The 23,405-nt window shown below is 60.2% G+C and carries 23 protein-coding genes; 11 read left to right on the top strand and 12 right to left on the bottom strand.

The window, feature by feature from the left end; all coding sequences use genetic code 11:
• Nucleotides 1-14 precede the first annotated feature (14 nt).
• Nucleotides 15-548 carry an RNA pyrophosphohydrolase gene (locus tag AC0JZ8_RS06025; protein ID WP_092665103.1) on the top strand — a complete coding sequence of 178 codons (534 nt, stop codon included), beginning with the start codon at nucleotides 15-17 and terminating at the stop codon, nucleotides 546-548.
• 93 nt (nucleotides 549-641) lie between these two features.
• Here AC0JZ8_RS06025 and bfr read toward each other — a convergent pair whose 3' ends face one another.
• From bfr to AC0JZ8_RS06010, 3 genes are all read right to left on the bottom strand, one after another.
• Nucleotides 642-1,127 (bottom strand): bacterioferritin, encoded by a 486-nt coding sequence (gene bfr / locus AC0JZ8_RS06020; RefSeq protein WP_062462773.1) that lies wholly within the window; start codon nucleotides 1,125-1,127, stop codon nucleotides 642-644.
• Nucleotides 1,093-1,404 carry a (2Fe-2S)-binding protein gene (locus AC0JZ8_RS06015; RefSeq protein WP_062462776.1) on the bottom strand — a complete coding sequence of 104 codons (312 nt, stop codon included), beginning with the start codon at nucleotides 1,402-1,404 and terminating at the stop codon, nucleotides 1,093-1,095. Before AC0JZ8_RS06015 ends, bfr begins: the two co-directional genes overlap by 35 nt.
• A 95-nt stretch (nucleotides 1,405-1,499) precedes the next feature.
• A complete protein-coding gene (locus tag AC0JZ8_RS06010) occupies nucleotides 1,500-2,153 on the bottom strand; it encodes a DNA polymerase Y subunit UmuC family protein (RefSeq protein ID WP_471892041.1) in 654 nt (217 codons plus the stop codon).
• A 291-nt stretch (nucleotides 2,154-2,444) separates the two neighbouring features.
• Here AC0JZ8_RS06010 and AC0JZ8_RS06005 point away from each other — a divergent pair, with 291 nt between their 5' ends.
• Complete coding sequence (locus AC0JZ8_RS06005; protein ID WP_062462782.1) at nucleotides 2,445-2,882, top strand: metallopeptidase family protein; 438 nt, start codon at nucleotides 2,445-2,447, stop codon at nucleotides 2,880-2,882.
• A gap of 34 nt (nucleotides 2,883-2,916) precedes the next feature.
• Here the strand turns inward: AC0JZ8_RS06005 and AC0JZ8_RS06000 are convergent, their stop codons facing one another.
• Together AC0JZ8_RS06000 and AC0JZ8_RS05995 are read right to left on the bottom strand one after the other, a co-directional pair.
• Entirely contained in the window at nucleotides 2,917-3,123 is a 207-nt protein-coding gene (locus AC0JZ8_RS06000) for a DUF1737 domain-containing protein (RefSeq protein WP_062462785.1), read from the bottom strand.
• Complete coding sequence (locus AC0JZ8_RS05995; protein WP_471892040.1) at nucleotides 3,120-3,995, bottom strand: HpcH/HpaI aldolase/citrate lyase family protein; 876 nt, start codon at nucleotides 3,993-3,995, stop codon at nucleotides 3,120-3,122. Before AC0JZ8_RS05995 ends, AC0JZ8_RS06000 begins: the two co-directional genes overlap by 4 nt.
• A 143-nt stretch (nucleotides 3,996-4,138) precedes the next feature.
• Here AC0JZ8_RS05995 and AC0JZ8_RS05990 point away from each other — a divergent pair, with 143 nt between their 5' ends.
• The 4 genes from AC0JZ8_RS05990 to leuB all read left to right on the top strand — a co-directional run bounded on the left by AC0JZ8_RS05990 (nucleotide 4,139) and on the right by leuB (nucleotide 6,668).
• Nucleotides 4,139-4,381 (top strand): hypothetical protein, encoded by a 243-nt coding sequence (locus AC0JZ8_RS05990; protein WP_062462792.1) that lies wholly within the window; start codon nucleotides 4,139-4,141, stop codon nucleotides 4,379-4,381.
• Between the two features lie 126 nt (nucleotides 4,382-4,507).
• On the top strand, nucleotides 4,508-5,113 hold the full coding sequence (leuD, locus tag AC0JZ8_RS05985; protein ID WP_062462796.1) for a 3-isopropylmalate dehydratase small subunit: 606 nt from the start codon (nucleotides 4,508-4,510) through the stop codon (nucleotides 5,111-5,113).
• Between the two features lie 10 nt (nucleotides 5,114-5,123).
• The gene (locus AC0JZ8_RS05980; protein ID WP_471892039.1) at nucleotides 5,124-5,513 is read left to right on the top strand and encodes a RidA family protein; all 390 of its coding nucleotides are present in this window, start codon (nucleotides 5,124-5,126) and stop codon (nucleotides 5,511-5,513) included.
• A 45-nt stretch (nucleotides 5,514-5,558) separates the two neighbouring features.
• The gene (leuB, locus tag AC0JZ8_RS05975) at nucleotides 5,559-6,668 is read left to right on the top strand and encodes a 3-isopropylmalate dehydrogenase (RefSeq protein ID WP_471892038.1); all 1,110 of its coding nucleotides are present in this window, start codon (nucleotides 5,559-5,561) and stop codon (nucleotides 6,666-6,668) included.
• Between the two features lie 78 nt (nucleotides 6,669-6,746).
• Here the strand turns inward: leuB and AC0JZ8_RS05970 are convergent, their stop codons facing one another.
• From AC0JZ8_RS05970 to AC0JZ8_RS05950, 5 genes are all read right to left on the bottom strand, one after another.
• Nucleotides 6,747-8,462 (bottom strand): MFS transporter, encoded by a 1,716-nt coding sequence (locus AC0JZ8_RS05970; protein WP_471892037.1) that lies wholly within the window; start codon nucleotides 8,460-8,462, stop codon nucleotides 6,747-6,749.
• Between the two features lie 162 nt (nucleotides 8,463-8,624).
• Nucleotides 8,625-9,893 (bottom strand): FtsX-like permease family protein, encoded by a 1,269-nt coding sequence (locus tag AC0JZ8_RS05965; RefSeq protein ID WP_471892036.1) that lies wholly within the window; start codon nucleotides 9,891-9,893, stop codon nucleotides 8,625-8,627.
• A complete protein-coding gene (locus tag AC0JZ8_RS05960) occupies nucleotides 9,890-10,579 on the bottom strand; it encodes an ABC transporter ATP-binding protein (protein ID WP_471892035.1) in 690 nt (229 codons plus the stop codon). The genes AC0JZ8_RS05965 and AC0JZ8_RS05960 overlap by 4 nt, the downstream gene beginning before the upstream one ends.
• Nucleotides 10,580-10,583: 4 nt before the next feature.
• On the bottom strand, nucleotides 10,584-11,054 hold the full coding sequence (locus AC0JZ8_RS05955; RefSeq protein ID WP_471892034.1) for a hypothetical protein: 471 nt from the start codon (nucleotides 11,052-11,054) through the stop codon (nucleotides 10,584-10,586).
• Between the two features lie 141 nt (nucleotides 11,055-11,195).
• Complete coding sequence (locus AC0JZ8_RS05950; protein WP_471892033.1) at nucleotides 11,196-12,959, bottom strand: alkaline phosphatase; 1,764 nt, start codon at nucleotides 12,957-12,959, stop codon at nucleotides 11,196-11,198.
• An 87-nt stretch (nucleotides 12,960-13,046) separates the two neighbouring features.
• Here AC0JZ8_RS05950 and AC0JZ8_RS05945 point away from each other — a divergent pair, with 87 nt between their 5' ends.
• The 3 genes from AC0JZ8_RS05945 (at nucleotide 13,047) to AC0JZ8_RS05935 (ending at nucleotide 15,405) form a co-directional block, all read left to right on the top strand.
• Complete coding sequence (locus tag AC0JZ8_RS05945; protein ID WP_430257931.1) at nucleotides 13,047-13,241, top strand: hypothetical protein; 195 nt, start codon at nucleotides 13,047-13,049, stop codon at nucleotides 13,239-13,241.
• Nucleotides 13,242-13,355: 114 nt separating this feature from the next.
• Nucleotides 13,356-14,390, top strand: a complete 1,035-nt coding sequence (locus tag AC0JZ8_RS05940) for an aspartate-semialdehyde dehydrogenase (protein ID WP_062577062.1) — start codon at nucleotides 13,356-13,358, stop codon at nucleotides 14,388-14,390.
• A 202-nt stretch (nucleotides 14,391-14,592) separates the two neighbouring features.
• On the top strand, nucleotides 14,593-15,405 hold the full coding sequence (locus AC0JZ8_RS05935) for a lytic murein transglycosylase (protein ID WP_062462825.1): 813 nt from the start codon (nucleotides 14,593-14,595) through the stop codon (nucleotides 15,403-15,405).
• A 21-nt stretch (nucleotides 15,406-15,426) separates the two neighbouring features.
• On the opposite strand, the gene AC0JZ8_RS05930 is transcribed toward AC0JZ8_RS05935, so the two are convergent.
• Nucleotides 15,427-16,101 (bottom strand): carbonic anhydrase, encoded by a 675-nt coding sequence (locus AC0JZ8_RS05930; protein ID WP_062462828.1) that lies wholly within the window; start codon nucleotides 16,099-16,101, stop codon nucleotides 15,427-15,429.
• A gap of 68 nt (nucleotides 16,102-16,169) precedes the next feature.
• Nucleotides 16,170-17,042 carry a pyridoxal kinase PdxY gene (pdxY, locus tag AC0JZ8_RS05925; RefSeq protein ID WP_430255509.1) on the bottom strand — a complete coding sequence of 291 codons (873 nt, stop codon included), beginning with the start codon at nucleotides 17,040-17,042 and terminating at the stop codon, nucleotides 16,170-16,172.
• Between the two features lie 176 nt (nucleotides 17,043-17,218).
• On the opposite strand from pdxY, the gene AC0JZ8_RS05920 reads away from it, so the two are divergent.
• Both AC0JZ8_RS05920 and AC0JZ8_RS05915 read left to right on the top strand, forming a co-directional pair.
• Nucleotides 17,219-21,982 (top strand): NAD-glutamate dehydrogenase, encoded by a 4,764-nt coding sequence (locus AC0JZ8_RS05920; protein WP_471892032.1) that lies wholly within the window; start codon nucleotides 17,219-17,221, stop codon nucleotides 21,980-21,982.
• Between the two features lie 25 nt (nucleotides 21,983-22,007).
• Nucleotides 22,008-23,396 (top strand): MFS transporter, encoded by a 1,389-nt coding sequence (locus AC0JZ8_RS05915; protein WP_471892031.1) that lies wholly within the window; start codon nucleotides 22,008-22,010, stop codon nucleotides 23,394-23,396.
• Nucleotides 23,397-23,405: the final 9 nt, after the last annotated feature.

Here is a 23,405-nt window from a genome sequence, read left to right as displayed (position 1 = left end):
GCAAGGGGAATGATATGGCCAAGGATCACAAGAAACCGGTGAAAGCGGACGATCTTCCCTATCGTCCCTGCGTCGGGGTCATGGTGCTCAACAGCGAGGGCCTCGTTTGGGCCGGACGCCGCATTGCTGCCGGCAACAGCGAATTCGACGGGTCTCCGCAACTGTGGCAGATGCCGCAGGGCGGGATCGACAAGGGCGAAGATCCCCTGCCCGCCGCCTATCGTGAACTCTACGAAGAAACGGGCATGCGTTCCGTCACGCTGCTTGCCGAAGCCGGCGAGTGGATCAATTACGATCTTCCGGAACACCTGATCGGTATCGGACTGAAGGGAAAGTATCGCGGCCAGACGCAGCGCTGGTTTGCCTTCCGCTTTGACGGCGATGAAAGCGAGATCGCCATCAACCCGCCGCCGGGCGGCCATACGGCTGAATTCGATGCCTGGGAATGGAAGCCGATGCAGGATCTGCCCGGCCTGATCGTGCCGTTCAAGCGCTCGGTCTATGACCGGGTCGTCGCGGAATTTGCCCACCTCTCGCCGGCGGGCTGATTGCACGTCCGATTAGCGCTGGTCGGATAAAGCAAAGCCCGGTGAAAGCAACTTCCACCGGGCTCGAGCGATAGAATGTCGATGATTTGAGCTTTACTCAGCGGAGTCGGCTGATTCCGCGTTGAGCTGGCCGTATCTCTCTTCGCCGATCTTCGAGAGAAGTTCGAGCTGCGTTTCCAGGAAGTCGATATGACCCTCTTCATCCATCAGCAGCTGTTCGAAAAGCTTCATGGAGACATAGTCTCCGGCGGCGTGACAGATATCACGCGACGCCTTGTAGGCGGTGCGGGCATCGTATTCACCAGCCAGATCGGCCTCTAGAACTTCCTTGACGTTCTGACCGATGCGAAGCGGTGCCAGCGTCTGAAGGTTCGGATGACCCTCGAGAAAGATGATGCGGTCGATCAGACGATCGGCATGCTGCATCTCTTCGATGGATTCGGCCCGCTCCTTCTTGGCAAGCTTGGTAAAACCCCAATCATGCAGGAGACGATAGTGCAGCCAGTATTGGTTCACAGCGCCAAGTTCGAGGAAAAGTGCCTCGTTAAGCCGCTCGATGACCTGTAAGTCGCCTTTCAATGTCCGCTCTCCTGTTTTCTTCGTGGAGTTGTTTCAAGCGCGACATATAGACGATCACGTCAGCTTCCGTCGAGTGCCGCTGGGCGTGATATTCCTCAGTGGTCTTGATGATCAGATCAACGACATTGGGAAAGCAACCGCAGCAGCGGCCGCGTTTTTCCATCGCATGGTAGACCTTGACGGGAACGATCAGCTGCCAACAGTCCTCAGTGAGGAGTTGGATGATCGTATCCTTGATCTCCCTTTCGGTGATGTAATTGCAACTGCAAACCAGCATTTTGGATCGACCTGGAGAACATTGACCTCGATACAGACTTTTTGCAAAAGAGGACAAGCGATGTCAAGAAAGAATCCAGCCCGGTAATTGACATATCATAACCCCCTTATCAACGATCCGTGATCGGAGGCAGTGATGCCTAACCGGCTGCTGTGTCGCTGCGATATCTCTGAAAACGCTCGGACGTCACTCGATCGAAACAACGCGCCGCCACAGGTTCCGTCCGCGGCAGAAGCAGAATCGCTCCACACGCCCGGAAAAGATGCGAGTGTCCCTTTGACGTCGAAACCCATCTGACGGAGTCTGTGGGAGGCATTGCCGAGCAAGCCCTGCTCTCCGCCACCGTAATCCGCACAGCCCGTGATATCCAGAGAGAGCCCGTTGCGCCCTTCTAGCGTCACCAGTGGCGTATATCGGTCGCACCAGTCGGAGAGCGCCATCAGAAGCGCCGCGTCGGCATCATCGTCTTCGTCCATCACGTCGAGCTCCGGAAAGATCGCTCGCGCTTCTGAAACGCCCTGCCCCAGCTCCAGGTTAAGGCGTTCGGCGGCCGCGTCGAGCACTGTCAGGCACATCCTGTCGGCGTGGCGCCCGGCAAAGACGATCGGTGGATGGTCGTGATGGCGGGAAGACCGCCAGTCCATACCCCAGCGGCGGCGCGCGATTCTGTCGGTTGACAGACGCGGGAACACGAGTGTCAGAATACGCCTCTGTCCATGCGCCAGAGGGGATCGAAAACAGGCGGTCATGCGGGTTCCAATCCAGACCAGACGCGAGCATCAGGAGCAAGCTCGCCAACCGCTTTCCGTCTCCGAGATCGGCTTGCGCAGGGCAAAAGTCTCTCCCGCGCCCAGGCACCTTTGGCCATGGCGTCAACTCCATCGATAATGTTCTCTTTATGTTCTTATGGATTCCAGACACGTGGCAAAGAGTCAACAGCTCCCGATCAGGAATCTTTTCCTCTAAAAGCTATCGCAATGATTCTTTTCTCGAAATAGCTGCTTCAGGTATTATATGTGCCTGAGTTGGAAGGAGATCCCATGGCCCGCATTGACCAGACCGATGATTGGCAGGATCGCCATGCGCCGACGATCAGCACGTTCGAGTCGCTGGCATTAGAAGCCTACAGCCACCTTCCGGACGAATTCCGCAAACTCACGACGAACCTCACCATTGAGGTCGAAGAATTTCCGGACGACGACGTTTTCGAAGACATGGCGCTGGAAACGCCGTTCGACCTTCTGGGCCTGTTCGAAGGACGTGGCATTTCGGAACGGTTTACGGTCGAAACCGGCGAACTGCCCAATCGCATCCGGCTCTATCGCCGGCCTATCCTCGATTACTGGGCGGAGAATGAGGAAACGCTGGGCGATATCATCACCCACGTCCTTATCCACGAGATCGGCCATCACTTCGGCCTGAGTGACGACGACATGGAGCGCATCGAGGCGAGCGCCGAGGAAGCAAGCCAGCGCTGATCCAGCGCTGGCAGACACACCTCGGCCTAGCTTTTTACTGCTCGCCGAGCTTCATGTCGGGGCTGTATTCCTTGCCTTCTACAGTCTTCATCACGGCCTGGCCGCAATGCATCTCGCCCGTCTTGCCGTTGAAGGCGTAGCTTGGCGAACCGGAGAGTTCCCAGCCCTTGTTCAGCGCCGCCGTCACCCGGTGACAAAAGGCGGCATCGTCAGGACCGGTAATGAAACGATATACTTTCATGGCTTTCTCTTTCTGTTGGCGATGACCGACGCGCTGGCGACGAGCTTTTCCGCATCTTCGAGATGCAGACGCTCGACCATGCGGCCGTCGAGGTTGATGACGTTGAGCGTTTCGGCTCCCGGCTGGCGGAAGGCCTCGATGATGGCGCGTGCCTCTTCAAGCGCATCATCATCAGGACCGAAATGACGGTTGGCCGCGTCGATCTGCGCCGGATGGATCAGCATCTTGCCCGAAAATCCCATGGCGCGGCCCTGGGCGCACTCGGCTTCGAGCGCGGCTTCGTCCTTGAAATCGTTAAACACGCTGTCGATCACATCGACACCATAGGCCCTGCCCGCCAGCACGACCTGCATCAACCAGGGTATGAGATTGGCCCGCCCCGGTTGCGGCAAAACACCCGTTGCCTTGCGAAGATCGTTGAGCCCCACGACGAGGCATTTGATCCGTCCGCCCACGCTCGAGATTTCGGCGGCGTTGAGGACGCCGAGCGGCGTTTCGATCATCGCCCAGATAGAGACCCTCTCCGGCACGCCCGCCTGAGAAAGGCGCTCGGCGATCACCCGGACGTCGTCCGCATGCTCAACCTTGGGAATGACCACCGCATCCGGCAGAAGTTCGACGATGAGCTCGAGATCCGCAGGACCGAATTCGCTTGTGAGCGGATTGATCCGGATAGCCGTCTCGAGACCATCGGAATTCAGCTCGGCAAAGCTTCTGCGGAGGTTATCCCGCGCTTCCGCCTTCTGCCCGGAGGCCACGGAATCCTCCAGATCGAAAATCACGCCGTCGCAGTCGAGCTGCGGGATTTTCGAAAGCGCACGGGTGTTGCTCGCGGGAACGCTCAGGAGCGAGCGCCGGATCAAAGCGGCCATCGCTTCGGGACCATGTAATCATTGGGAAAAGTCATAACGTGGTTGTGACAAGCTTTTTGGCCCTCGGCAAGACAGGAGGTCGTGAAACCACTTGTAAGCGGGGCCCGCCGGTCCCACATTTCAGACGTTGAAAGGTATGATCCATGCAAAACATTCGTGCATTTTTCGTCGTCGCCTCAGCTATTGCGGTGCTTGCCATGGCGGCGCTGTTTACAGCGTCTCTGACCGTCGCATTTGCCGGCATCCTCGTCCTTCTTTCGATTGGTAGGGCGATCTCGACCAGGTTGAACCCTGTACCCGTGCGAGCGAAATCGTTCGGACCAAAGCCGGCCAGCCGCGATATCCGTGTGTGGAACGACGGCCGCGGTACCATCATCGACCTCTAGCGTCATCATGTTCGCTCCGCCTGCGCGCTCTGGCGCAGCGGAGTACCGGTTGAAGGCATAATGCCCTTCAAATCGGCGGCAAATTGCTTTATTTGGCCTTCACGACAACTCCCTTGGAGGCAGATCATGGACAAGTTCACGCAACTCACAGGCGTCGCAGCGCCGCTTCCGGTCGTCAACATCGACACCGACATGATCATTCCCAAGGACTACCTGAAGACGATCAAGCGAACCGGTCTCGGCAAGGGACTGTTTGCAGAATCCCGCTACAATCAGGATGGGTCAGAAAACCCAGATTTCATCTTGAACAAGCCGGCCTATCGCAATTCCAAGATCCTGGTGGCTGGCGACAATTTCGGCTGCGGCTCGTCGCGTGAGCACGCGCCTTGGGCACTTCTCGATTTCGGCATCCGTTGCGTGATCTCGACCAGCTTTGCCGATATTTTCTACAATAACTGTTTCAAGAACGGCATCCTGCCGATCATCGTGTCTCCAGAAGATCTCGAAAAGCTGCTCGACGATGCGGATCGCGGCTCCAATGCCGTCATTTCGATCGATCTCGAAGCGCAGAAGATCACAGGTCCGGATGGCGGCTCGCTGCATTTTGACATCGATCCCGGCCGACGCCAGATCCTCTTGGAAGGTCTCGACGATATTGCTTCGACATTAAAGAGCGACGCCGTGATCTCGAGTTTCGAGGACAAGAACAGCACGGAACGCCCCTGGCTCTGAGGGTCATCAGATGGTCACGCATATCTCCTCGGGATCACCCTTCGAAGCGCGGATCGGCTATTCCCGAGCAGTTGTTGACCGTGACATGGTCTATGTCTCGGGCACGACGGGCTATGACTATGCCCTGATGGTGATGCCTGACGATGTCGCTGACCAGACCCGCAACGCGCTCGCCACTATTGCAAAAGCGCTTGGCGAAGCCGGCAGCAGCCTGAAGGACGTTGTCCGCGTGCGCTATTATCTCGTCGACATGGCCGATTACGATTCTGTGGTCGAGGTCGTCGGATCGGTATTTGCCCAGATTCGGCCGGCAGCGACCATGATCGTCTGCGGCCTCACCACCCCTGAAATGAAAATCGAGATCGAAGTGACCGCACGCATCGGTGCCGGCGCTTCCTGAAACAGCTGCCCAACCGCCGCCTGAACAATCAAGGACATCTGCACAATGGCAAAACACCTTTTCCTGCTTCCCGGTGATGGCATCGGTCCAGAGGCCATGGGCGAAGTGCGCAAGATCATCGCCCATATGAACGACGCCATGAGTGCCGATTTCGTCACCGACGAAGGTCTGGTCGGCGGCTGCGCCTATGATGCGCATGGCGCCGCCATTTCCGACGCGGATATGGAAAAAGCGATGGCGGCCGATGCCGTCCTGTTCGGCGCCGTCGGCGGTCCGAAATGGGATAGTGTGCCCTATGAGGTGCGCCCGGAAGCCGGCCTGCTGCGTCTGCGCAAGGATATGGAGCTTTTCGCAAATCTGCGCCCGGCCATCTGCTATCCGGCGCTTGCCGCCGCCTCTTCGCTGAAACCCGAACTGGTGGACGGGCTCGACATCCTGATCATCCGCGAACTGACCGGCGGCGTCTATTTCGGTGAGCCGAAGGAAATCATCGATCTCGGCAACGGCCAGAAGCGCGGCATCGACACCCAGATCTACGACACCTACGAGATCGAACGCATCGCAGGCGTTGCCTTCGAACTGGCGCGCACCCGCAAGAATGCCGTTTGCTCCATGGAAAAGCGCAACGTCATGAAGTCGGGCGTGCTGTGGAACCAGGTCGTCACCGAAATCCACAAGGCAAAATATTCCGATGTGAAGCTGGACCACATGCTGGCCGATGCCGGCGGCATGCAACTGGTTCGCGCGCCGAAACAGTTCGACGTCATCGTCACCGACAACCTGTTCGGCGACATGCTGTCCGACGTTGCAGCCATGCTGACGGGTTCGCTTGGCATGCTGCCGTCCGCGTCCCTCGGCGCCCCCGATGGCAAGACCGGCAAGCGCAAGGCGCTTTATGAGCCGGTCCATGGTTCGGCACCGGATATTGCCGGCAAGGGCATTGCCAACCCGATCGCCATGATCGCGTCGTTTGCCATGTGCCTGCGTTATTCGTTCAACATGATCACCGAAGCAGACAACCTGGAAAAGGCGATCGCCGCGGTACTCGACCAGGGCATCCGCACCGGCGACATCATGGCTGACGGCTGCCGCCAGGTCGGCACCGGCGACATGGGCGACGCCATCCTCAAGGAATTTGCCGGCCTCTCGGCCTGAGGCATCCCGCGAGGGGACCACGGCCTTAAACGAAAAAGGGCCCGGCGTTTCCGCCGGGCCCTTCTTTTTGCTGACTGATCAGTCGTTGAGATCGATATTGCGCCGGTCCTTCACGAAGACCGCGCCGATGATGATCGTGAGAACGGCAAAGCCGACCGGGTACCAGAGGCCGGCATAGAGATCCCCGGTCGAGGCAACGATCGCGAAGGAGGTGGCCGGCAGCAGCCCGCCGAACCAGCCGTTGCCGATGTGATACGGCAGCGACATGGCGGTATAGCGGATGCGTGTCGGGAAAAACTCCACCAGCGCCGCGGCGATCGGGCCGTAGACGATCGTCACATAGACGACCATGACCCAGAGAATGGCGATGACAGTCAAAGCCTGGGCATTGCCGAACACCGCGAAGAAGCCATCCACACGCACCTTGGCAGCATCGTTGGCGGCAGGGTAGCCGGCTGCCACGCTGGCCGGGCCGAGACGCTGGGCGAAGGTTTCGGTCTTGCCGTCCGGCAACGTCACATTGGCAACGGGAACGTCCGTGCCCGCTACGCTGACCGTGGTTGGCGCACCGGCGGCTGCTGGCACCAGCGTGTAGGTAAACGCCTGCTGCGACAGCGTGCGTCGCGCGACGTCGCATGGCTGCGTGAAGGTTCTGATACCAACAGGGTCGAACAGGGATCCGCATGTCGCCGGATCCGCCGAAACCTGGATCTGGACGTTTTTGATCGCTGCCGCGTAGGTCGGATTGGCGGTATTGGTCAATGCGTGGAACAGCGGGAAGTACGTGACCGCTGCGAGCGCGCAGCCTGCCAGAATGACCCATTTGCGGCCCACGCGGTCAGACAGCGCACCGAAGACGAGGAAAAATGGTGTGCCGAGAAGAAGCGACCAGGCAATCAGTACGTTCGCCGTCAGAAGGTCGACTTTCAGGATGCTCTGCAGGAAGAACAGCGCGTAGAACTGGCCGGTATACCAGACGACGGCCTGGCCGACGACAAGACCGAACAGTGCGATCAGGACGATCTTGCCGTTCTTCCAGGTGCCGAAGGCTTCCGTCAGCGGTGCCTTCGAACGGGTGCCTTCTTCCTTCATCTTCTGGAAGACGGGGGACTCGTTCATCTGCAAGCGGATGTAGATGGAGACCGCAAGCAGCAGTGCCGATCCGAGGAACGGAATGCGCCAGCCGCCCAGCAGACCGAATATGACCGGATAGCTTGTGGCAAAGGCTTCTTCACCCATGTTGACGCGCAGCGTCACGATGACGGCGAGCGACAGCAACAGGCCAAGCGTCGCCGTCGTCTGAATCCAGGCCGTGTAAAATCCGCGGCGACCGGGCGGCGCGTGCTCCGCCACATAGACAGCAGCACCACCGTATTCGCCACCAAGCGCCAGGCCCTGCAACATGCGCAGCGCGATGAGAAGGATGGGCGCCGTTGCACCAATCTGCTCGTAGCTCGGCAGAAGACCGACAAAGAATGTCGATAGGCCCATGATCACGATCGTGACGAGGAAGGTATATTTGCGTCCGACAAGATCGCCGAGCCGTCCGAAGACCAGTGCGCCGAAGGGGCGGACGAGAAAGCCTGCAGCAAAGGCCAGCAGTGCAAAGATGGCCTGCGTGGCGGGCGGAAACGCCGAAAAGAACTGCCGGCCGATGATGACGGCAAGCGTTCCGTAGAGATAGAAATCATACCATTCGAAAATGGTACCCAGCGACGAGGCGAAGATGACCTTCTTTTCCTCGCGCGTCATGGGGCTAGCCTTCGTCCGGGCTGCCGTTGCGACGTGTGCCATTGTCGTCCTCCCAACAAGATGAACTCCGTGCCTTCCTGTCCGGCCATTCTCCTCCTCGGCCAGACAGGTTAGCGCAATCGTTGCAGAGTGACAGAATTTGGCACGCCGGATGAGACATGCTTTCGGCTTATGACTTTCGTCTAATGACGTAGCTCGGAATGGTCAGGAGCGAAGCGCCTGGGCGGGCGACTGCCGATAGGCAAGAAGTGCCGGCACGGCCGAAAGGACCGCTGCAAAGCCCAGCAGAAAAAGTGCCAGACGTACGTCGTCTCTCGTGAACCCGACCGGCAGGATGACCCCGCTTTTCGCGGTAAACAGATGGGCGCCGAACTGCGCCGCCAGTAGCCCGCAGACGAAGCCGAGCCCGATGCCAAGCGCAACCAGGAGAAGAAGCTCCAGCCACACGATGAGGAACACGACGACGCGCGGTGCCCCGAACGCGCGCAGCGCGCCGATCTGCCGGCGCCTCTGCCCCACATGGATCACCGTCACCAGCACCAGTGCTGCCGCGACAAGAGCCTGAGATCCCGCAGCGACCGCACTCAACACCATTTTCGCATCGCCAAGCGTCGCATAAAGGCCGGTCAGCACCTCGCCGGGAAATACCGCCACCGTGCCATTGCCGCGATAGGCCTGACGCAGGCGATAGGCATCGGCAATCGACTTCGGTTTGACCAGAATCGCTGGAAGGCCGGGGGTATCAGCCCCGAAATCCTCAACGATCGGCGCATCCGGATCGATGCCGCCGTGATGATGGTCTTCGTCATGGGTGGTAGAGGCGACAGATGCCGCAGGCTCCGTGCTTGCGTCCTCGTGCTCATGCTCAGCGCCTAAACCATGAACGTGCCATACGGCCTGGATCGGCACGAGAATGGCGCGGTCCCATGGCGTGCCGGTCGGTTTCAGCTTGCCCACGACCTTGTATGCGATGTCCGTATGGGTTGGACCACCAGTTTCGGCTGTTCCATGCATCGGCTTGACGACGGCGCCGACCGGAAGAGTGACGGAAGCGCCGAGAACCGCTTCGCCTTCCGCGGCAAACAAGCGCCCCTCGCCAAAGCCCGGCGTCGTGCTGGTCACAAGCGTCGTCGTCGTTCCCACGATCGGATAGCCGGCAAAGGAATCGCCGAAACCGACGGGAGCTGCCCAGGCGACACGCGGATCGGCGGCAAGTTTCGAAAGTAGCTCTCCATCGACCAGCGGCAGCGGCGCGGGCTGGAGAAAGATCGAGGAGAGGATCAGCTGCGTTTCGCTGCCGGAGGCGCCGATCACCAGATCGAACTTGTCGGCGGCACGCGCACTGCCGAGCCGCAGCGACCGTTCCTGCAGGGTCACGGCAACGCCGAGCGCCGTCGCAAGGGCAACCAGAAGCACCACGACGGCGCAGCCCAGCCAGAGACGCCGCAGGTCGGCGACAATAAAACGGATCATGCCGGCACCTCCCCGACAACCTCATCGCCGACGATGCACCCGCCCCTGAGCACGATGCGCCGGTCGAGGCGTTCGATCATGCGTTGGTCGTGCGTCGCCACAACAAGCGTGCTGCCGGCACCGGCCGCGACGGACAGAAGCAGATCCCCAACCGCCTCGCCGTTTTCGAGATCGAGGCTTGCCGTCGGCTCATCGGCAATGATGATACCGGGCTCGCGCAGCAGCGCCCGGGCAATCGCCACCCGCTGCATCTCGCCGCGCGACATAGTCTCGACGGACTGACCGGTTCGCTTCAACCCCACGGTCTCGATCAGCTCATGCGCTCTTTTCACCAGATCCGGGGTCGAGACCCGCGAAAGCCGTGCCGGCAGCAGCACGTTATCCAGCGCGGAGAGGCCCGCAAACAGATGGAAATCCTGCATCACGAGGCCCACATTTTCGGCCCGCCAGCGGTCTCGCCGGCCTTCCGACAGTCTGGCGATATCCTGCCCGCCCCAGACCACATGGCCGCTACCGACACGCTCCAGCCCCGCAATGATATTGAGAAGCGTGCTCTTGCCCGATCCCGACCCGCCCGTCAGCGCAACGCGGCTGCCGGCGGCGATCTCAAGAGCATCGATGGAAAGAACCGGTGTCGCCAGACCGGGAAACGAGACGGCGAGAGATTGCACCTTCAGAGGCATCATGTCGTCAGACCGTACCGTATTCCGCCTGTCGGATCCGCAGCAGGCTGACGAAGCCGGTGTCCGGATCGGTCCACGAGCCCATCTCGAGCGTGCCGCGCACCTCGATCGTCTGGCTTGGCTGGGTGAATGTCTGCTTCTCATCGAGATAGACAACGACGATATTGTCCGGCCAGTCCGCATCGGTGGAGCAGAACGGGCAGATCGACATCGGCACTTCGGTCAGAACAAAGAACGAGGCTTCCGCCTTCAACGGTGGCGCCATGAAACCGCGCATGGCGATCTCCTGGCCGTTCAGCCGCTTAACCTTGTCGGAAAATTCCAGACCGAGAACGCTGACCTTGCCATAGAGCTCGTCGAAGGAAAGCCCGTTTTCTGCGCGGGCGGTTGCGCCTGATATCAGCAGCGGCAGGCCGGCAATGATGCCGAGCGAGGTCTTGAGCATCTGGCGACGGCCGACCATTTCGAGCGCTCCCATGATCACTTTCCCGCGTTGATCACGGTCATCATCCAGCAGGTGAGGCATATCTTCAAGTCCCGCGATATCTAAAGTAGATAGGGGCACGCCTCAGGACATGCCCCCTCTTTAACCATGGTCTTTCAGACCCAGTCGGTCTGATCAGTTGGTCTGCTTGGCGCCCAGCGCGAAAGTCTCCGCGAGAACCTTGTAGACGTCGCTCTGCTCCATGTAACCGCGGAACCCTTCCGAACCCGGGCCGGCAGCCTGGAGAACGACGTCGTCAACCGAATGGACGCCGCTGTCGGCGCTCTTCGGAATGATGCCGGTCACGAGAACGGCGCCCGGGACATCCTTGTAGGCTTCGTTGGCGACATATTCCTTCTTTTCGTTCTGGATGGCCGGAACGAAGGGATTGTCGAGCTTCGGACGGAATGTCTCGTAATGATCAGGGCCGTTATTGGCGTTCAGGAACAGGCGCTTGGTAACATCGACCTTGTCAGGATAACCGTCCTTGTTCTCGTCCATATAGTTCGGGAAGCCTGCCTCGGCATAGGTCCCGACCTTTTCGCGCATGTCGTCGCCCGGCTTTTCATCGTTGACCGTACCGATGATCGAAACACCGTGGGTATGATCGCCGGTGACGACGATCAGCGTGTCGGGGTTCTTGCCGGCAAATTCGCGGGCGGCGACGATTGCCTTGTCGAATTCGATCGTATCGACGACGGCGCGGTCCCAGTCCAGCGGATGGGACATCTTGTCGATGTTGGCAGCTTCGACCATCAGGAAGAAGCCGTCCGGGTTCTTCGACAGCGTGTCGAGCGCGACCTTGGTCATATCGACGAGGCCCGGCTGATCCGGGAACTTCGCCGTCGTGCCCTTTTTCAGGAATTCGCGGTCAAGCGTCGTGTCCATGTTGCCGGTGTGGAACAGGCCGAGGATCTTGCCGGTATTGGTGCCGGATGCCGTTGCCAGTTCAGCCTTGCTGGTCGCAAGCATGTAGCCGGCATCCTTGAACAGGGCGATATAGTCCTTGTCGTCCTTGCGCTTGGATCCAGGCGTCGCCTGGGGCAGGAAGTAGGCGGAACCGCCGCCGAGCAGGACGTCCGGCTTGACGTCGAACAGCATGCCGTTGATTTCCGCCTTGTCGCCGCGCTTGCGGGTATGGGCGACGACGGCTGCGGGTGTTGCGTCCTGAACTTCTGCGGTCGTGACGATGCCGATCGACTTCTTCGTCTGGCGGCGGACCGCTTCCGCGTATGTTTCAACCTTCGGATCGTCCATCGAGTCAGGCGTGCGGTCGGCATAGACGCCGATTGCGTTCACGGCTGTCTTGTGGCCGGTCATATAGGCCGACATCGTGTTGGCGCTGTCGGTGGCGACAGCGTCCGTCGCAGACGTCCCGATAAAGGCTGCCGGCGGGATGTCGTCCATCGCGAGACGACCGTTCGCCTTGCCTTCGGTCATGCCCTTGGCCATGATGCGGGCAGCGGTGCGATGCGCCACGGAAAGACCGTCACCGATCAGGAAGATCACGTTCTTGGCCTTTGGCTGCGCCGCGGTGCCGTAGACGTTCCAGGTCACGCTTTTGGTTTCCGAACCAGCAGACACCTCAACCTTGTAGTCGCCGGCATTCGCGATCGTCAGTGCGCGCAGCACGACGGCGGAACCGAGGACCTTGTCCTTGTTCTTCTCTTCTGCAACGAACTCGACATCCTTGCCGAACACAGACTTGTAGTCCTGGCCGTTGACGGTGATCTTGACGTCTTCAGGCTTCACGACCGAGCTGAACTCGACCTTGAAATCGAATGGAGAGCCGGTCAGGATCGTCGCCCGATCAAGCGGAAAGACGTTCGCGGCGTGGGCGGCTTGCATGCCGCCGGAAAGAATTGTTGTGGCTGCAAAGGCAGCAAGAAGCATACGCATGGAAAACCCCCGTCGTTGCGTCGCATAGAGGTTCGGGGATAGCCCCATGCGATGACAGTGCAATGACAGAAACGTGATAACGCGCCGATGTCCAATCGCATCAACCTTGACTCTGCGGCAAAATCTTTTATGAGCAGCTTTGGAAAAGGAGTGTCCATGCTTCGCCGCGACTTTCGCTTTGCTGCGTGCTATGACCTGGCAGTATCTGCCGGGCGGCTGGATGTTGCCCTTTCGGTTTCCGACAAAACCACGGCCAAAACGACGACGAAAATTATCGTCTGACGTCTCTGGCCACCGCTCTCTCCCCGGTACGGCCGGGGACAAGGAACACCGCGTCGCGCACGACACGGGCTTCCCCCTCAGAAAACCGAGGAGAGACAGAAAGAGAGCAAAGAAATGGGTTTCAAGATCGCAGTCGCCGGAGCAACCGGCAATGTCGGCAGGGAAATGCTGAACATTCTCGCGGAACGTGGTTTTCCGGCTGATGAAGTCGTCGCACTCGCCTCCGCCCGCAGCCAGGGCACGGAAGTCTCCTTCGGTGACAAGACGCTCAAGGTGTCCAACCTCGAGAACTACGATTTCTCCGATACCGACATCTGCCTGATGTCCGCCGGCGGCGATGCCTCCAAGAAGTGGTCGCCGAAGATCGGTGCGCAGGGCTGCGTCGTCATCGACAACTCGTCCGCCTGGCGCTACGATTCGGAAGTGCCGCTGATCGTTCCGGAAGTGAACCCCGACGCCATCGTCGGTTTCTCCAAGAAGAACATCATTGCCAATCCGAACTGCTCGACGGCCCAGCTCGTCGTCGCGCTGAAGCCGCTTCACGACTTTGCCAAGATCAAGCGCGTCGTCGTTTCCACCTACCAGTCGGTGTCCGGTGCCGGCAAGGAAGGCATGGACGAACTCTTCACCCAGACCCGCGCCGTGTTCGTCGCCGATCCGGTCGAATCGAAGAAGTTCACCAAGCGTATTGCCTTCAACGTCATCCCGCATATCGATAGCTTCATGGAAGACGGCTACACGAAGGAAGAGTGGAAGGTTCTGGCCGAGACCAAGAAGATGCTCGACCCGAAGATCCGTGTCACCTGCACGGCCGTTCGCGTTCCGGTCTTTATCGGCCACTCCGAATCCGTCAACATCGAGTTCGAAAACGAGATCACCGCCGATCAGGCCCGCGATATCCTGCGCGAAGCGCCGGGTTGCCTCGTCATCGACAAGCACGAAGACGGCGGTTACATCACGCCTCTCGAATGCGCCGGTGAAGATGCGACCTACATTTCGCGTATCCGCGAGGACGCAACCGTCGAAAACGGACTCAACATCTGGGTCGTCTCCGACAACCTGCGCAAGGGTGCCGCGCTGAACGCGATCCAGATCGCCGAACTTCTGGTCAATCGCGGTCTGATCAAGCCACGCAAGGTTGCTGCTTAATAAGTAACGTACTTTATTAAGCAAATCCGCTTAGAAAGCCCCGTCAGAAATGACGGGGTTTTTTCGATTCGTCTCTCTTCACGAACTATTCATGGGAAGATGAATTGCGATTATCCGCCACTGGGGTCATAAGGCCGAATATAGCGCAATTCTTCCGGAAGCTTTCGGCCAAGCAATCCGGACTTTCGACGGGTTTGACCGCATGATGAAGACTATTCTGGCAGGATTGATCGCAGCAGCAACGCTTGCAACCGCAGCCCCGGCCTTTGCCGCCGCCTGCGGCAATGATGGAGCCGGTTTCGACCGCTGGGTCGCCGATTTCAAGCAGCAGGCACCGTCCAAGGGTATCAGCCCTGCAGTTCTCGACCGCGCCTTTGCTAACGTCGTCTACAACCGCCCGACCATTCGCGCCGACCGCGGCCAGAAAAGCTTCAAGCTTTCCTTCGACGAGTTCATGAAGAAGCGCGGTGGCGCAACGATCATCTCGCGCGGCAAGTCCATGAAGAAATCCAACGCAGCGCTGTTTGCGTCGATTGAGCGCCGCTACGGCGTTCCGGCCGGCCCGATCCTGGCAATCTGGGGCATGGAAACCGGTTTCGGCAATTACATGGGCGACCAGCATACGCTGTCGGCCGTCGCGACGCTTTCCTATGACTGCCGCCGCTCGGCCTACTTTACCGAACAGCTTTACGCTGCCCTGCAGCTCGTTGCCCGCGGTGATCTCAGCACCACTGCAAAGGGTGCAGCGCATGGCGAAATCGGCCAGACGCAGTTCCTGCCGCTCAACGTCATCCGCTACGGCGCCGATGGCGACGGTGACGGCCATATCGACATGGTTCGTTCGCGCGCCGATGCGCTGGCATCGACCGCCAACTTCCTCAAGGGTCATGGCTGGCGTACAGGCGCCGGTTACCAGCAGGGCGAGCCGAATTTCGTCGCCATCCAAGGCTGGAACGCGGCAACCGTCTACCAGCAGGCGATCGCATACATGGGCGCCCAGATCGACGGCGGCTGAGCCGTTACACCGTTGAAATGATCAGGCCGGGCTCTGCTCGGCCTCGATCGCCGGTACACTGATGTCTGGCCGGGTGAAATCGCCCTTCTCGTTCATCACCCACAACTCGCCGGTCGAGATATCGAACCAGGCGCCGTGAATGTCGAGTTCTCCCTTTTCCGTGAGATTGCGGACGAAGGGGAAGGTCTGCAGATTGGCGATCGAATTGCGGATCGACACCCGTTCGAGCGCTGTCTGACGCTCGCTCTGGGTCATCAGGTCGTTGCTCTGGATCTGCGTGGCCGCAGGCCTGACCAAACCCATCCACTTGCCGATGAAATCCCCCTCCGACAGCGGCTTCATGGAAGCGTCGAGCGCTGCCTGGATACCGCCGCAGCGGCCGTGGCCCATGACTACGATATTGCGGATCTCGAGCACCTGCACCGCGTATTCAACCGCAGCCGATGTCCCGTGAAACTGGCTGTCGGGCTCGTAGCGCGGTACCATGTTGGCGACGTTGCGGACCACGAAGAGTTCTCCCGGACCGCAGTCGAAGATCGTCTCGGGCGCCGCGCGGCTGTCGCAACAGGCAACCAGGAGCGTATGCGGCTTCTGGCCGGTATCGGCGAGCGCGCGGTAGCGCTCCCGCTCGTCGCTGTAGCGACCACTCATGAAGTTACGGTAGCCCGAAAGCAGTTTTTCTGGAAATTCGCTCATGGCTCACGATTATCGTGCAGCCAGACGAGAATCAACGGCCATTGTGTGGATGGGCATGCTCTTTGAGCTTACGGCTTGCGCCTCTTAAGTGGATGCACGAGCCGGCGCATCTGGACCATCGCCATCGGCGTCGAGAGGCTGGCGGCATCCATTTCCAGCGTCAGCTCGTTGGCCCCGCGCTTTACCGAACGCGCCAGCACTTCGAACACGCTGGCAGTCGTTGTCTGCAGGGCTTTCTCTTCATCCATGCCGGACATGACGCGGGCGAGAAAAACCGCTGAGAGTAGGTCTCCGAGCCCGTTCGGGGCGTGGTCGATCAGCCGGTGTTCAGCCAGCAGCGCATGATTGCCGGTGAGATAGAGATTGCCTGTACTGCCTGTCATCATCGGCACCGCCGAGGTCACCAGCATCCGCGGCGGCCCGAGCGCGACTGCTGCCTCCATGATCGCATTGTTATCATCGAGCGGTGCACCCGAGAGCCAGGCAAGCTCGTATCGGTTCGGCGTGGCGATGGTGGCAAGCGGCAGAAGCTCGTCGCGGATTGCTTCGGCTGTCGGCTGCGGGATATAGAGCCCGCCGAGATCGCCCATCACGGGATCGCAGACATAGATAAGGTCCGGGTTGTTTCTCCGCAGCGCCTCGATCAGTCGTGCCACGGCGCGCGGCTGCGCGGCATTTCCGAAATACCCGGTCAGCACCGCCTTCACTTCGCCGAGCCATGGCGCCCGGATGAGATCGTCTATAGCCTTGTCGAAATCCGATTCGGGAAACGTCAGGCGCGTCGAAGGACCGTGCCCGGGATGCCAGGGCAGCACGACGGTCGGCATGGCCCAGACGGGATATCCCAGGGTCTCGAGCGCGAAGACGGCGGCCCGGTTACCGACCGAGCCACGGATCACATGGCTGGAAATGACGATGACCGCGCCTGAATTACCCTGCATGATGCTTGCTTTCGACGTTATCGAACCGTTGATCGGATCTCTGTGTCGGCATGTCAACAAGACGTGACACGCCTATGACAAATTCCAGCCGCAAGCACCGGTGAGACACCGCGGCAAAGCATAATGACATTGGCTGCGTTTTATCGCACGTTGAGAAAAAATTTAGGGAGAGACAGATGGCAGGCCGGCAAAACCCGAAGCGGGACAAGCAGATCGAGAAGGCGGGCAAGATTGCGGCCGCTTCCGGCATGGAGGACAATCTCGATCCCTTCCTGATCTTCAGCCGCGCCAGCAGTGACGATCTCGAAAACTACACCCCAGAAATGCTCGCCCTGTGCGCGGGACATGCCGCAAGACGGCTGAAAGCCTGGACGCGAATCAAGGCCGACATCACAATCGAAACCCTTGATGGTGTCGAGCCCGATGGAATGCCGGTTTCGATCATTACGGTGATTGATCGCAACATGCCGTTTCTGTTCGATTCGGTCATGGGTGAAGTTACGACGGCCTATCGCGACCTCACGATGGCCGTCCATCCGATCCTGGTCATCGAACCGGGCAAGCAGCCGACGCTTCACTCGAGCGAGCGACCCGGCGACCCGGCCCATCACGTCAGCCTGATCCAGATCCATGTGCCTCAGCTCAACGACGAGCAAGCCGACGGGCTGGTCGAGCGAATCCGCTTTGTTCTTAACCAGGTGCACCAGGCCATTACCGGCTGGTCCGCGATGCTCGGCGTTCTCAAAGACGCCCAGGCCCAACTCGTCAACGCTAAAAAAGGCAAGAAGGCCGATGCCGACGAGGCGTATGCTTTTCTCGACTGGCTCAGGAACGACAATTTCACCTTCCTCGGCATGCGCGAATACACCTATTCGGGCAAGGGCGCCGATGCCAAGGTGGAGCGCGGCAAGGGCAGGGGCCTCGGCATTCTGTCCGATCCGGATGTGCTCGTCCTGCGTCAGGGCAAGGATCAGGTCACGACGACGCCAGAAATCCTCGAATTTCTCGACGGCCCGGATTTCCTCATCGTCGCCAAGGCCAACGTCAAATCCGTCGTGCACCGTCGCGCCTATATGGATTACGTCGGGGTGAAGCGCTTCGACGAAAAGGGCAATGTGGTCGGCGAACTGCGCATCGTCGGCCTGTTCACGTCCACGGCCTATACCCAGTCCGTCCGCGACGTGCCGCTCTTGCGCGCAAAGATTGCCCGCATCGAGAAGAATTTCGGGTTCGACCCGGAAAGCCATTCGGGCCGCATGCTCGAAAACACGCTGGAATCCTACCCGCGCGACGATCTCTTCCAGATCGATCTCGACGTGCTCTCGAGCTTCTGCGAACAGATCATGGAGCTGAGCGAGAGGCCGCGCGTGCGCGTGCTGCCGCGTATCGACCATTTCGACCGTTTCGTTTCGGTCATCGTCTACGTGCCGCGCGAGGATTATAATTCGATCGTCCGCGAAAAGGTCGGCGCGTATCTCTGCGAAATCTTCGACGGCCACGTCTCGGCCTATTACCCGGCGTTTCCGGAAGCCCGCGTGGCCCGCGTCCACATGATCATCGGCCGCAGCGGCGGCAAGACGCCGCGTGTCGCGCAGGCAAAGCTTGAGGAGGCCGTGCGCCTCATCGCCACGCCTTGGGAGGACAGGTTCGCGTTGCTTGCGGAAGACGGACCCCGCCTGTCCGTCACCCACGCTTTCCAGGAAGCGTTCTCTCCGGAAGAAACCTTTGCCGACCTGCCCGATATTGCCGCCTGCGCAGCGGGTGAAACAATCCGCATCGACTTCTACCGGCGCCCCGGTGACGATGCGAACACCGTTTCGCTAAAGATCTTCCACCGCGACCAGCATCTTTCCCTGTCGCGCCGCGTGCCGCTTCTCGAAAATCTCGGCTTTCACGTGGTCAGCGAGCAGACATTCGAAATCCACGCCGGCCCGCAGGCGGACCTCATCGTCCTGCACGACATGGAACTGCAGCTCGACGGTGCCCGCGAGATCGATCTTGCGCGTGAGGGACAGCGGCTCGAAGACGCGTTCCTCAAAGCCTTCGAGGGATTGACCGACAATGACGGCTTCAACCGCCTCGTTCTGCTCGCCGGACTTTCCGCCCGCGAAGTGGCCGTGCTGCGCGCCTATGCCCGCTATCTGCGCCAGGCCGGCATCGTCTACTCGCAGACCTACATCGCCGATACGCTCAACAAGTATCCGGAAATTTCCGCCTCCGTCTTCCGCCTGTTCCGCGACGGGTTCGATCCGAAGATTGCCGAAAAAGCCCGCATCAGGAAGCTGACCGAGCTGCACGAGACGATCGAGCAAGCACTCGGCAACGTGCCGAACCTCGACGAGGACCGCACACTTCGCCGCTTCGTCAACGCGATCGACGCAACGCTTCGCACCAATTACTTCCAGGTTGACGAGAACGGCGGCGCAAAGCCGATGCTGGCGTTCAAGCTTGATCCTGATTTGCTCGATGGCCTGCCGGAACCGCGCCCGTACCGCGAGATCTTCGTCTACGGCACCGAAGTCGAAGGTGTTCACCTGCGCTTCGGCAAGGTCGCTAGAGGCGGCATCCGCTGGTCGGATCGCGGCGAGGATTATCGCACCGAAGTGCTGGGCCTTGTGAAGGCACAGCAGGTCAAGAACGCCGTCATCGTTCCCGTCGGCGCCAAGGGCGGCTTCTTCCCGAAGATGCTTCCCGCCGCCGCCTCGCGCGACGCCTTCTTCAACGCCGGCAAGGAAGCCTACAAGACCTATATCCGCACGCTTCTGTCCGTCACCGACAACATCATCGACGGAGAGGTGGTCCCGCCGGAAAACACGCTGCGCATCGATGAGGACGATCCTTACTTTGTCGTCGCTGCCGATAAGGGAACGGCAACCTTCTCCGACACCGCCAACGGACTGGCGCAGGAAGCCGGCTTCTGGCTGGATGATGCCTTCGCATCGGGCGGCTCTGCCGGCTACGACCACAAGAAGATGGGCATCACCGCCCGCGGCGCCTGGGAAGCGGTCAAGCGGCATTTCCGCGAAAAGGACATCGACATCCAGACGACGCCGTTCTCCGTCGCCGGTGTCGGCGACATGTCGGGCGACGTCTTCGGCAACGGCATGCTTCTGTCGGAAAAGATCCGCCTGATCGCCGCCTTCGACCACCGCGACATCTTTATCGATCCGGATCCGGATATCGAGAAATCCTTTGCCGAGCGCAGTCGCATGTTCGCGCTTGCCCGCTCCAGCTGGCAGGATTACGACCGCTCGACGCTGTCTGAAGGCGCGATGATCATTTCGCGCACGGAAAAATCCGTGAAGCTGACCAAGCAGGCGGCAGCGGCGATCGGCCTGGACAAGATGACGGCCTCGCCCTTCGAGATCCTGACGGCGATCCTGAAAAGCAAGGTCGACCTTCTCTGGTTCGGCGGCATCGGCACCTATATCAAGGCCGCATCCGAAACCGACACCGAAGTGGGCGACCGCGCCAATGATCCGATCCGCATCACGGCCGGCGAAGTCGGTGCCAGCGTCATCGGCGAGGGCGCCAATCTCGGCGTTACCCAGAAGGGCCGCATCGCCTATTCGCTGGCCGGCGGGCGCTGCAATTCCGACGCGATCGACAATTCCGCAGGCGTCAATTCGTCCGACGTCGAGGTCAATATCAAGATCGCGCTCAATCCGGCCATGCAGGACGGCAGGCTGACCCGCGCCAAGCGCAATACGCTGCTCGCCTCTATGACGGAAGACGTGGGGCATCTCGTCTTGCGCAACAACTACCTTCAGCCACTGGCGATTTCACTCGTCGAGCGCAAGGGTGCCGCCAATCGCGAGCAGCTCGCCCGCCTGATGTCGGTCCTCGAAAGCGAAGGGCGGCTGAACCGCAAGGTCGAGACTCTGCCCGACGATGTCGAACTTGCCGAGCGCTACGCCAGCGGCCGACCGCTGACACGACCCGAGATCGGCGTGCTCGTCTCCTACTCGAAGATCGTTCTGTTCGACGCCCTGATCGACAGCACCATCCCAGACGACCCGTATTTCGCATCCGTGCTGAAAGCCTATTTCCCGCCGAAGATGCAGAAGGCCTACGCCGCCGATATTGCCGGCCATCGCCTGCACCGTGAAATCGTTGCGACGGCGCTTGCAAACGAAGCCATCAACCGCGGCGGCCCGGGCTTTATCCACATGATGAGCGACATGACGGGCGCCACCGCGGCAAATGTCGTCAAGGCAATCTTCCTTGTTCGCGACGGCTTCGACCTGGAGAATATCTGGGCCGAAATCGACCAGCTGGATGGCAAGATCTCGGGCAGGGTTCAGAATGATCTCTATGCCCAGGTTACCCGCATCATCGGCATCGGTACCTATCTCGCGCTCCAGACGCAGATCGGCACGACGGAACTGACTGATGCCATCGCCAGGCTCAGGGCCGCCATCAAGGGGCTGCGCGCCACCGTGACCGACGATATCATCGCCGAAACGGGCCCGCTTGCCGCAGAACTTGAGGCCGAAGGTGCGCCGTCCGGTCTCGTGAAAGAAATACGCCTGCTATCGGCCCTCGTCATCGTGCCGGAGATCATGCGGATTGCCGACCGGACCGGCGAAAGCATGGCGCGCGCCATCGAGAGCTATTTCGCCGTCACCGAAACGTTCCGCGTCAACCGGCTGATCGTGGCCGGCGAGCGGATTGGCACAAGCGATCATTACGAAAGCCTGGCGCTTTCGCGCAGCCTTCAACAGCTCGCCTCGGCCCGCCGGGACATCGTCATTGCCGTCTTGACCGAGCACCGCAAGGACAAGAAGCCGGTGGAGGCCTGGATCGCTGGCGATCGACTGCGCGTCAATCGCATCGGCGCTGAACTGATGAGCCTGAGCGAAAGCGGCGATCTGACCCTCTCGAAGATTTCCGTCGCCGCCGGCCTGCTAGGAGATCTGGCACACGCACGGTCGACTTGAGGGCAAGGGCTCCGGGGGGAAGAAGATGGCCGAGACAGGAATTGACGAGGCGCCGGCCAAACCAGGCCGGCGCGGCATCTGGGGCTGGATGCTGTTCGACTGGGCGGCACAGCCGTTCTTCACGGTTGTCATCACCTTCATTTTCGGCCCGTATTTCGTCGCGCGCCTGACCGACGACCCGATCTCCGCTCAGACCACCTGGAGCAACATGGCGACGGCATCCTCCGTCGTCATCGCCATCCTGTCTCCGATCCTGGGATCGATCGCCGATCAGTCGGGTGCCCGAAAGCCATGGATCGCAAGCTTTGCACTGATCAAGATCGCAAGCCTCGCCCTGCTCTGGCAGGCCGCTCCCGGCTCGCCGCTCACCCTGCCGGTTACCTGCATCATCCTTGCCTCGATCGCGGCGGAGTTTTCCATCGTCTTCAACGATTCCATGATGCCGCGCCTCGTATCCAAGGCCGATATCGGCCGGGTTTCGAATATCGCCTGGGGTCTGGGTTATCTCGGCGGCATGACCGTGCTGATCGCGGTCGTAGCCCTGCTCGCCGCCAATCCGGAAACGGGTCTGACGCTGATCGGCATTCCGCCGCTGTTCGGTCTTGATCCGGCGCTCGGCGAGGACGCCCGCATCACCGGCCCGATCGCGGCGATCTGGTATCTTCTATTCATCTTGCCGATGTTCCTCTTCACGCCGGACGCCCCGAAAGGCCTGCCTCTCGCAAAGGCCGTCGGCTCCGGCTTCCGTGAACTTGCAGGCACCTTGCGTGAGCTCAAGCAACGCCCGGGCATCATCCGTTTCCTGATTGCACGCATGCTTTACCAGGATGGCGTCAACGGCCTGATCATTCTGGGCGGCACGTTTGCGGCGGCCATGTTCGGCTGGGCGACGATCGAGATCGGCATCTACGGCATCATCCTGAATGTCGTGGCGATCTTCGGCTGTATCGCCGCCGGGGTCCTCGATCGGGTGCTCGGATCAAAGACGGTGGTGGTTACAAGTCTCGTCCTGCTGCTGATCGCAACGCTCGGCATTGTTTCCACAAGCCCGGGCGAAGTCTTCTTCGGCCTGATGCCCCTGTCCATCGAGGACACAGGCGGAATGTTCGGCACCTCGGCGGAAAAGGCCTATATTCTATTCGGGCTATTGATCGGCGCCGCCTTCGGCCCGGTCCAGGCCTCGTCGCGGTCATACCTTGCCCGCAGCATCGATGTGTCGGAGGCCGGCCGCTATTTCGGCATCTACGCGCTGTCTGGACGCGCCACGAGCTTTCTCGCAACGCTGTCATTTTCCATCGTCACCTATGCAACGGGCTCGGCCCATCTTGGTATGGCGACGCTGACAGTCTTTCTCGGCACCGGCCTTATCCTGCTTCTGACCGTGCCCTATCCGGCCGACAGATCGGCCGGATAGAAAGTTTTC

This window comes from Velazquezella soli (assembly GCF_977018685.1).
The sequence above is the reverse complement of the archived record's forward strand: the minus strand, read 5'-3'. Positions and strand labels throughout refer to the sequence as shown.

Excerpts from the sequence above, each read along its gene's own strand:
- AC0JZ8_RS06025 (WP_092665103.1), top strand. The coding sequence starts at position 15 with ATGGCCAAGGATCACAAGAAACCGGTGAAAGCGGACGATCTTCCCTAT.
- AC0JZ8_RS06015 (WP_062462776.1), bottom strand. The coding sequence starts at position 1,404 with ATGCTGGTTTGCAGTTGCAATTACATCACCGAAAGGGAGATCAAGGAT.
- AC0JZ8_RS06010 (WP_471892041.1), bottom strand. The coding sequence starts at position 2,153 with ATGACCGCCTGTTTTCGATCCCCTCTGGCGCATGGACAGAGGCGTATT.
- AC0JZ8_RS06005 (WP_062462782.1), top strand. The coding sequence starts at position 2,445 with ATGGCCCGCATTGACCAGACCGATGATTGGCAGGATCGCCATGCGCCG.
- AC0JZ8_RS06000 (WP_062462785.1), bottom strand. The coding sequence starts at position 3,123 with ATGAAAGTATATCGTTTCATTACCGGTCCTGACGATGCCGCCTTTTGT.
- AC0JZ8_RS05995 (WP_471892040.1), bottom strand. The coding sequence starts at position 3,995 with ATGGCCGCTTTGATCCGGCGCTCGCTCCTGAGCGTTCCCGCGAGCAAC.
- AC0JZ8_RS05990 (WP_062462792.1), top strand. The coding sequence starts at position 4,139 with ATGCAAAACATTCGTGCATTTTTCGTCGTCGCCTCAGCTATTGCGGTG.
- leuD (WP_062462796.1), top strand. The coding sequence starts at position 4,508 with ATGGACAAGTTCACGCAACTCACAGGCGTCGCAGCGCCGCTTCCGGTC.
- AC0JZ8_RS05980 (WP_471892039.1), top strand. The coding sequence starts at position 5,124 with ATGGTCACGCATATCTCCTCGGGATCACCCTTCGAAGCGCGGATCGGC.
- leuB (WP_471892038.1), top strand. The coding sequence starts at position 5,559 with ATGGCAAAACACCTTTTCCTGCTTCCCGGTGATGGCATCGGTCCAGAG.
- AC0JZ8_RS05970 (WP_471892037.1), bottom strand. The coding sequence starts at position 8,462 with ATGGCACACGTCGCAACGGCAGCCCGGACGAAGGCTAGCCCCATGACG.
- AC0JZ8_RS05965 (WP_471892036.1), bottom strand. The coding sequence starts at position 9,893 with ATGATCCGTTTTATTGTCGCCGACCTGCGGCGTCTCTGGCTGGGCTGC.
- AC0JZ8_RS05960 (WP_471892035.1), bottom strand. The coding sequence starts at position 10,579 with ATGATGCCTCTGAAGGTGCAATCTCTCGCCGTCTCGTTTCCCGGTCTG.
- AC0JZ8_RS05955 (WP_471892034.1), bottom strand. The coding sequence starts at position 11,054 with ATGGGAGCGCTCGAAATGGTCGGCCGTCGCCAGATGCTCAAGACCTCG.
- AC0JZ8_RS05950 (WP_471892033.1), bottom strand. The coding sequence starts at position 12,959 with ATGCGTATGCTTCTTGCTGCCTTTGCAGCCACAACAATTCTTTCCGGC.
- AC0JZ8_RS05945 (WP_430257931.1), top strand. The coding sequence starts at position 13,047 with ATGTCCAATCGCATCAACCTTGACTCTGCGGCAAAATCTTTTATGAGC.
- AC0JZ8_RS05940 (WP_062577062.1), top strand. The coding sequence starts at position 13,356 with ATGGGTTTCAAGATCGCAGTCGCCGGAGCAACCGGCAATGTCGGCAGG.
- AC0JZ8_RS05935 (WP_062462825.1), top strand. The coding sequence starts at position 14,593 with ATGATGAAGACTATTCTGGCAGGATTGATCGCAGCAGCAACGCTTGCA.
- AC0JZ8_RS05930 (WP_062462828.1), bottom strand. The coding sequence starts at position 16,101 with ATGAGCGAATTTCCAGAAAAACTGCTTTCGGGCTACCGTAACTTCATG.
- pdxY (WP_430255509.1), bottom strand. The coding sequence starts at position 17,042 with ATGCAGGGTAATTCAGGCGCGGTCATCGTCATTTCCAGCCATGTGATC.
- AC0JZ8_RS05920 (WP_471892032.1), top strand. The coding sequence starts at position 17,219 with ATGGCAGGCCGGCAAAACCCGAAGCGGGACAAGCAGATCGAGAAGGCG.
- AC0JZ8_RS05915 (WP_471892031.1), top strand. The coding sequence starts at position 22,008 with ATGGCCGAGACAGGAATTGACGAGGCGCCGGCCAAACCAGGCCGGCGC.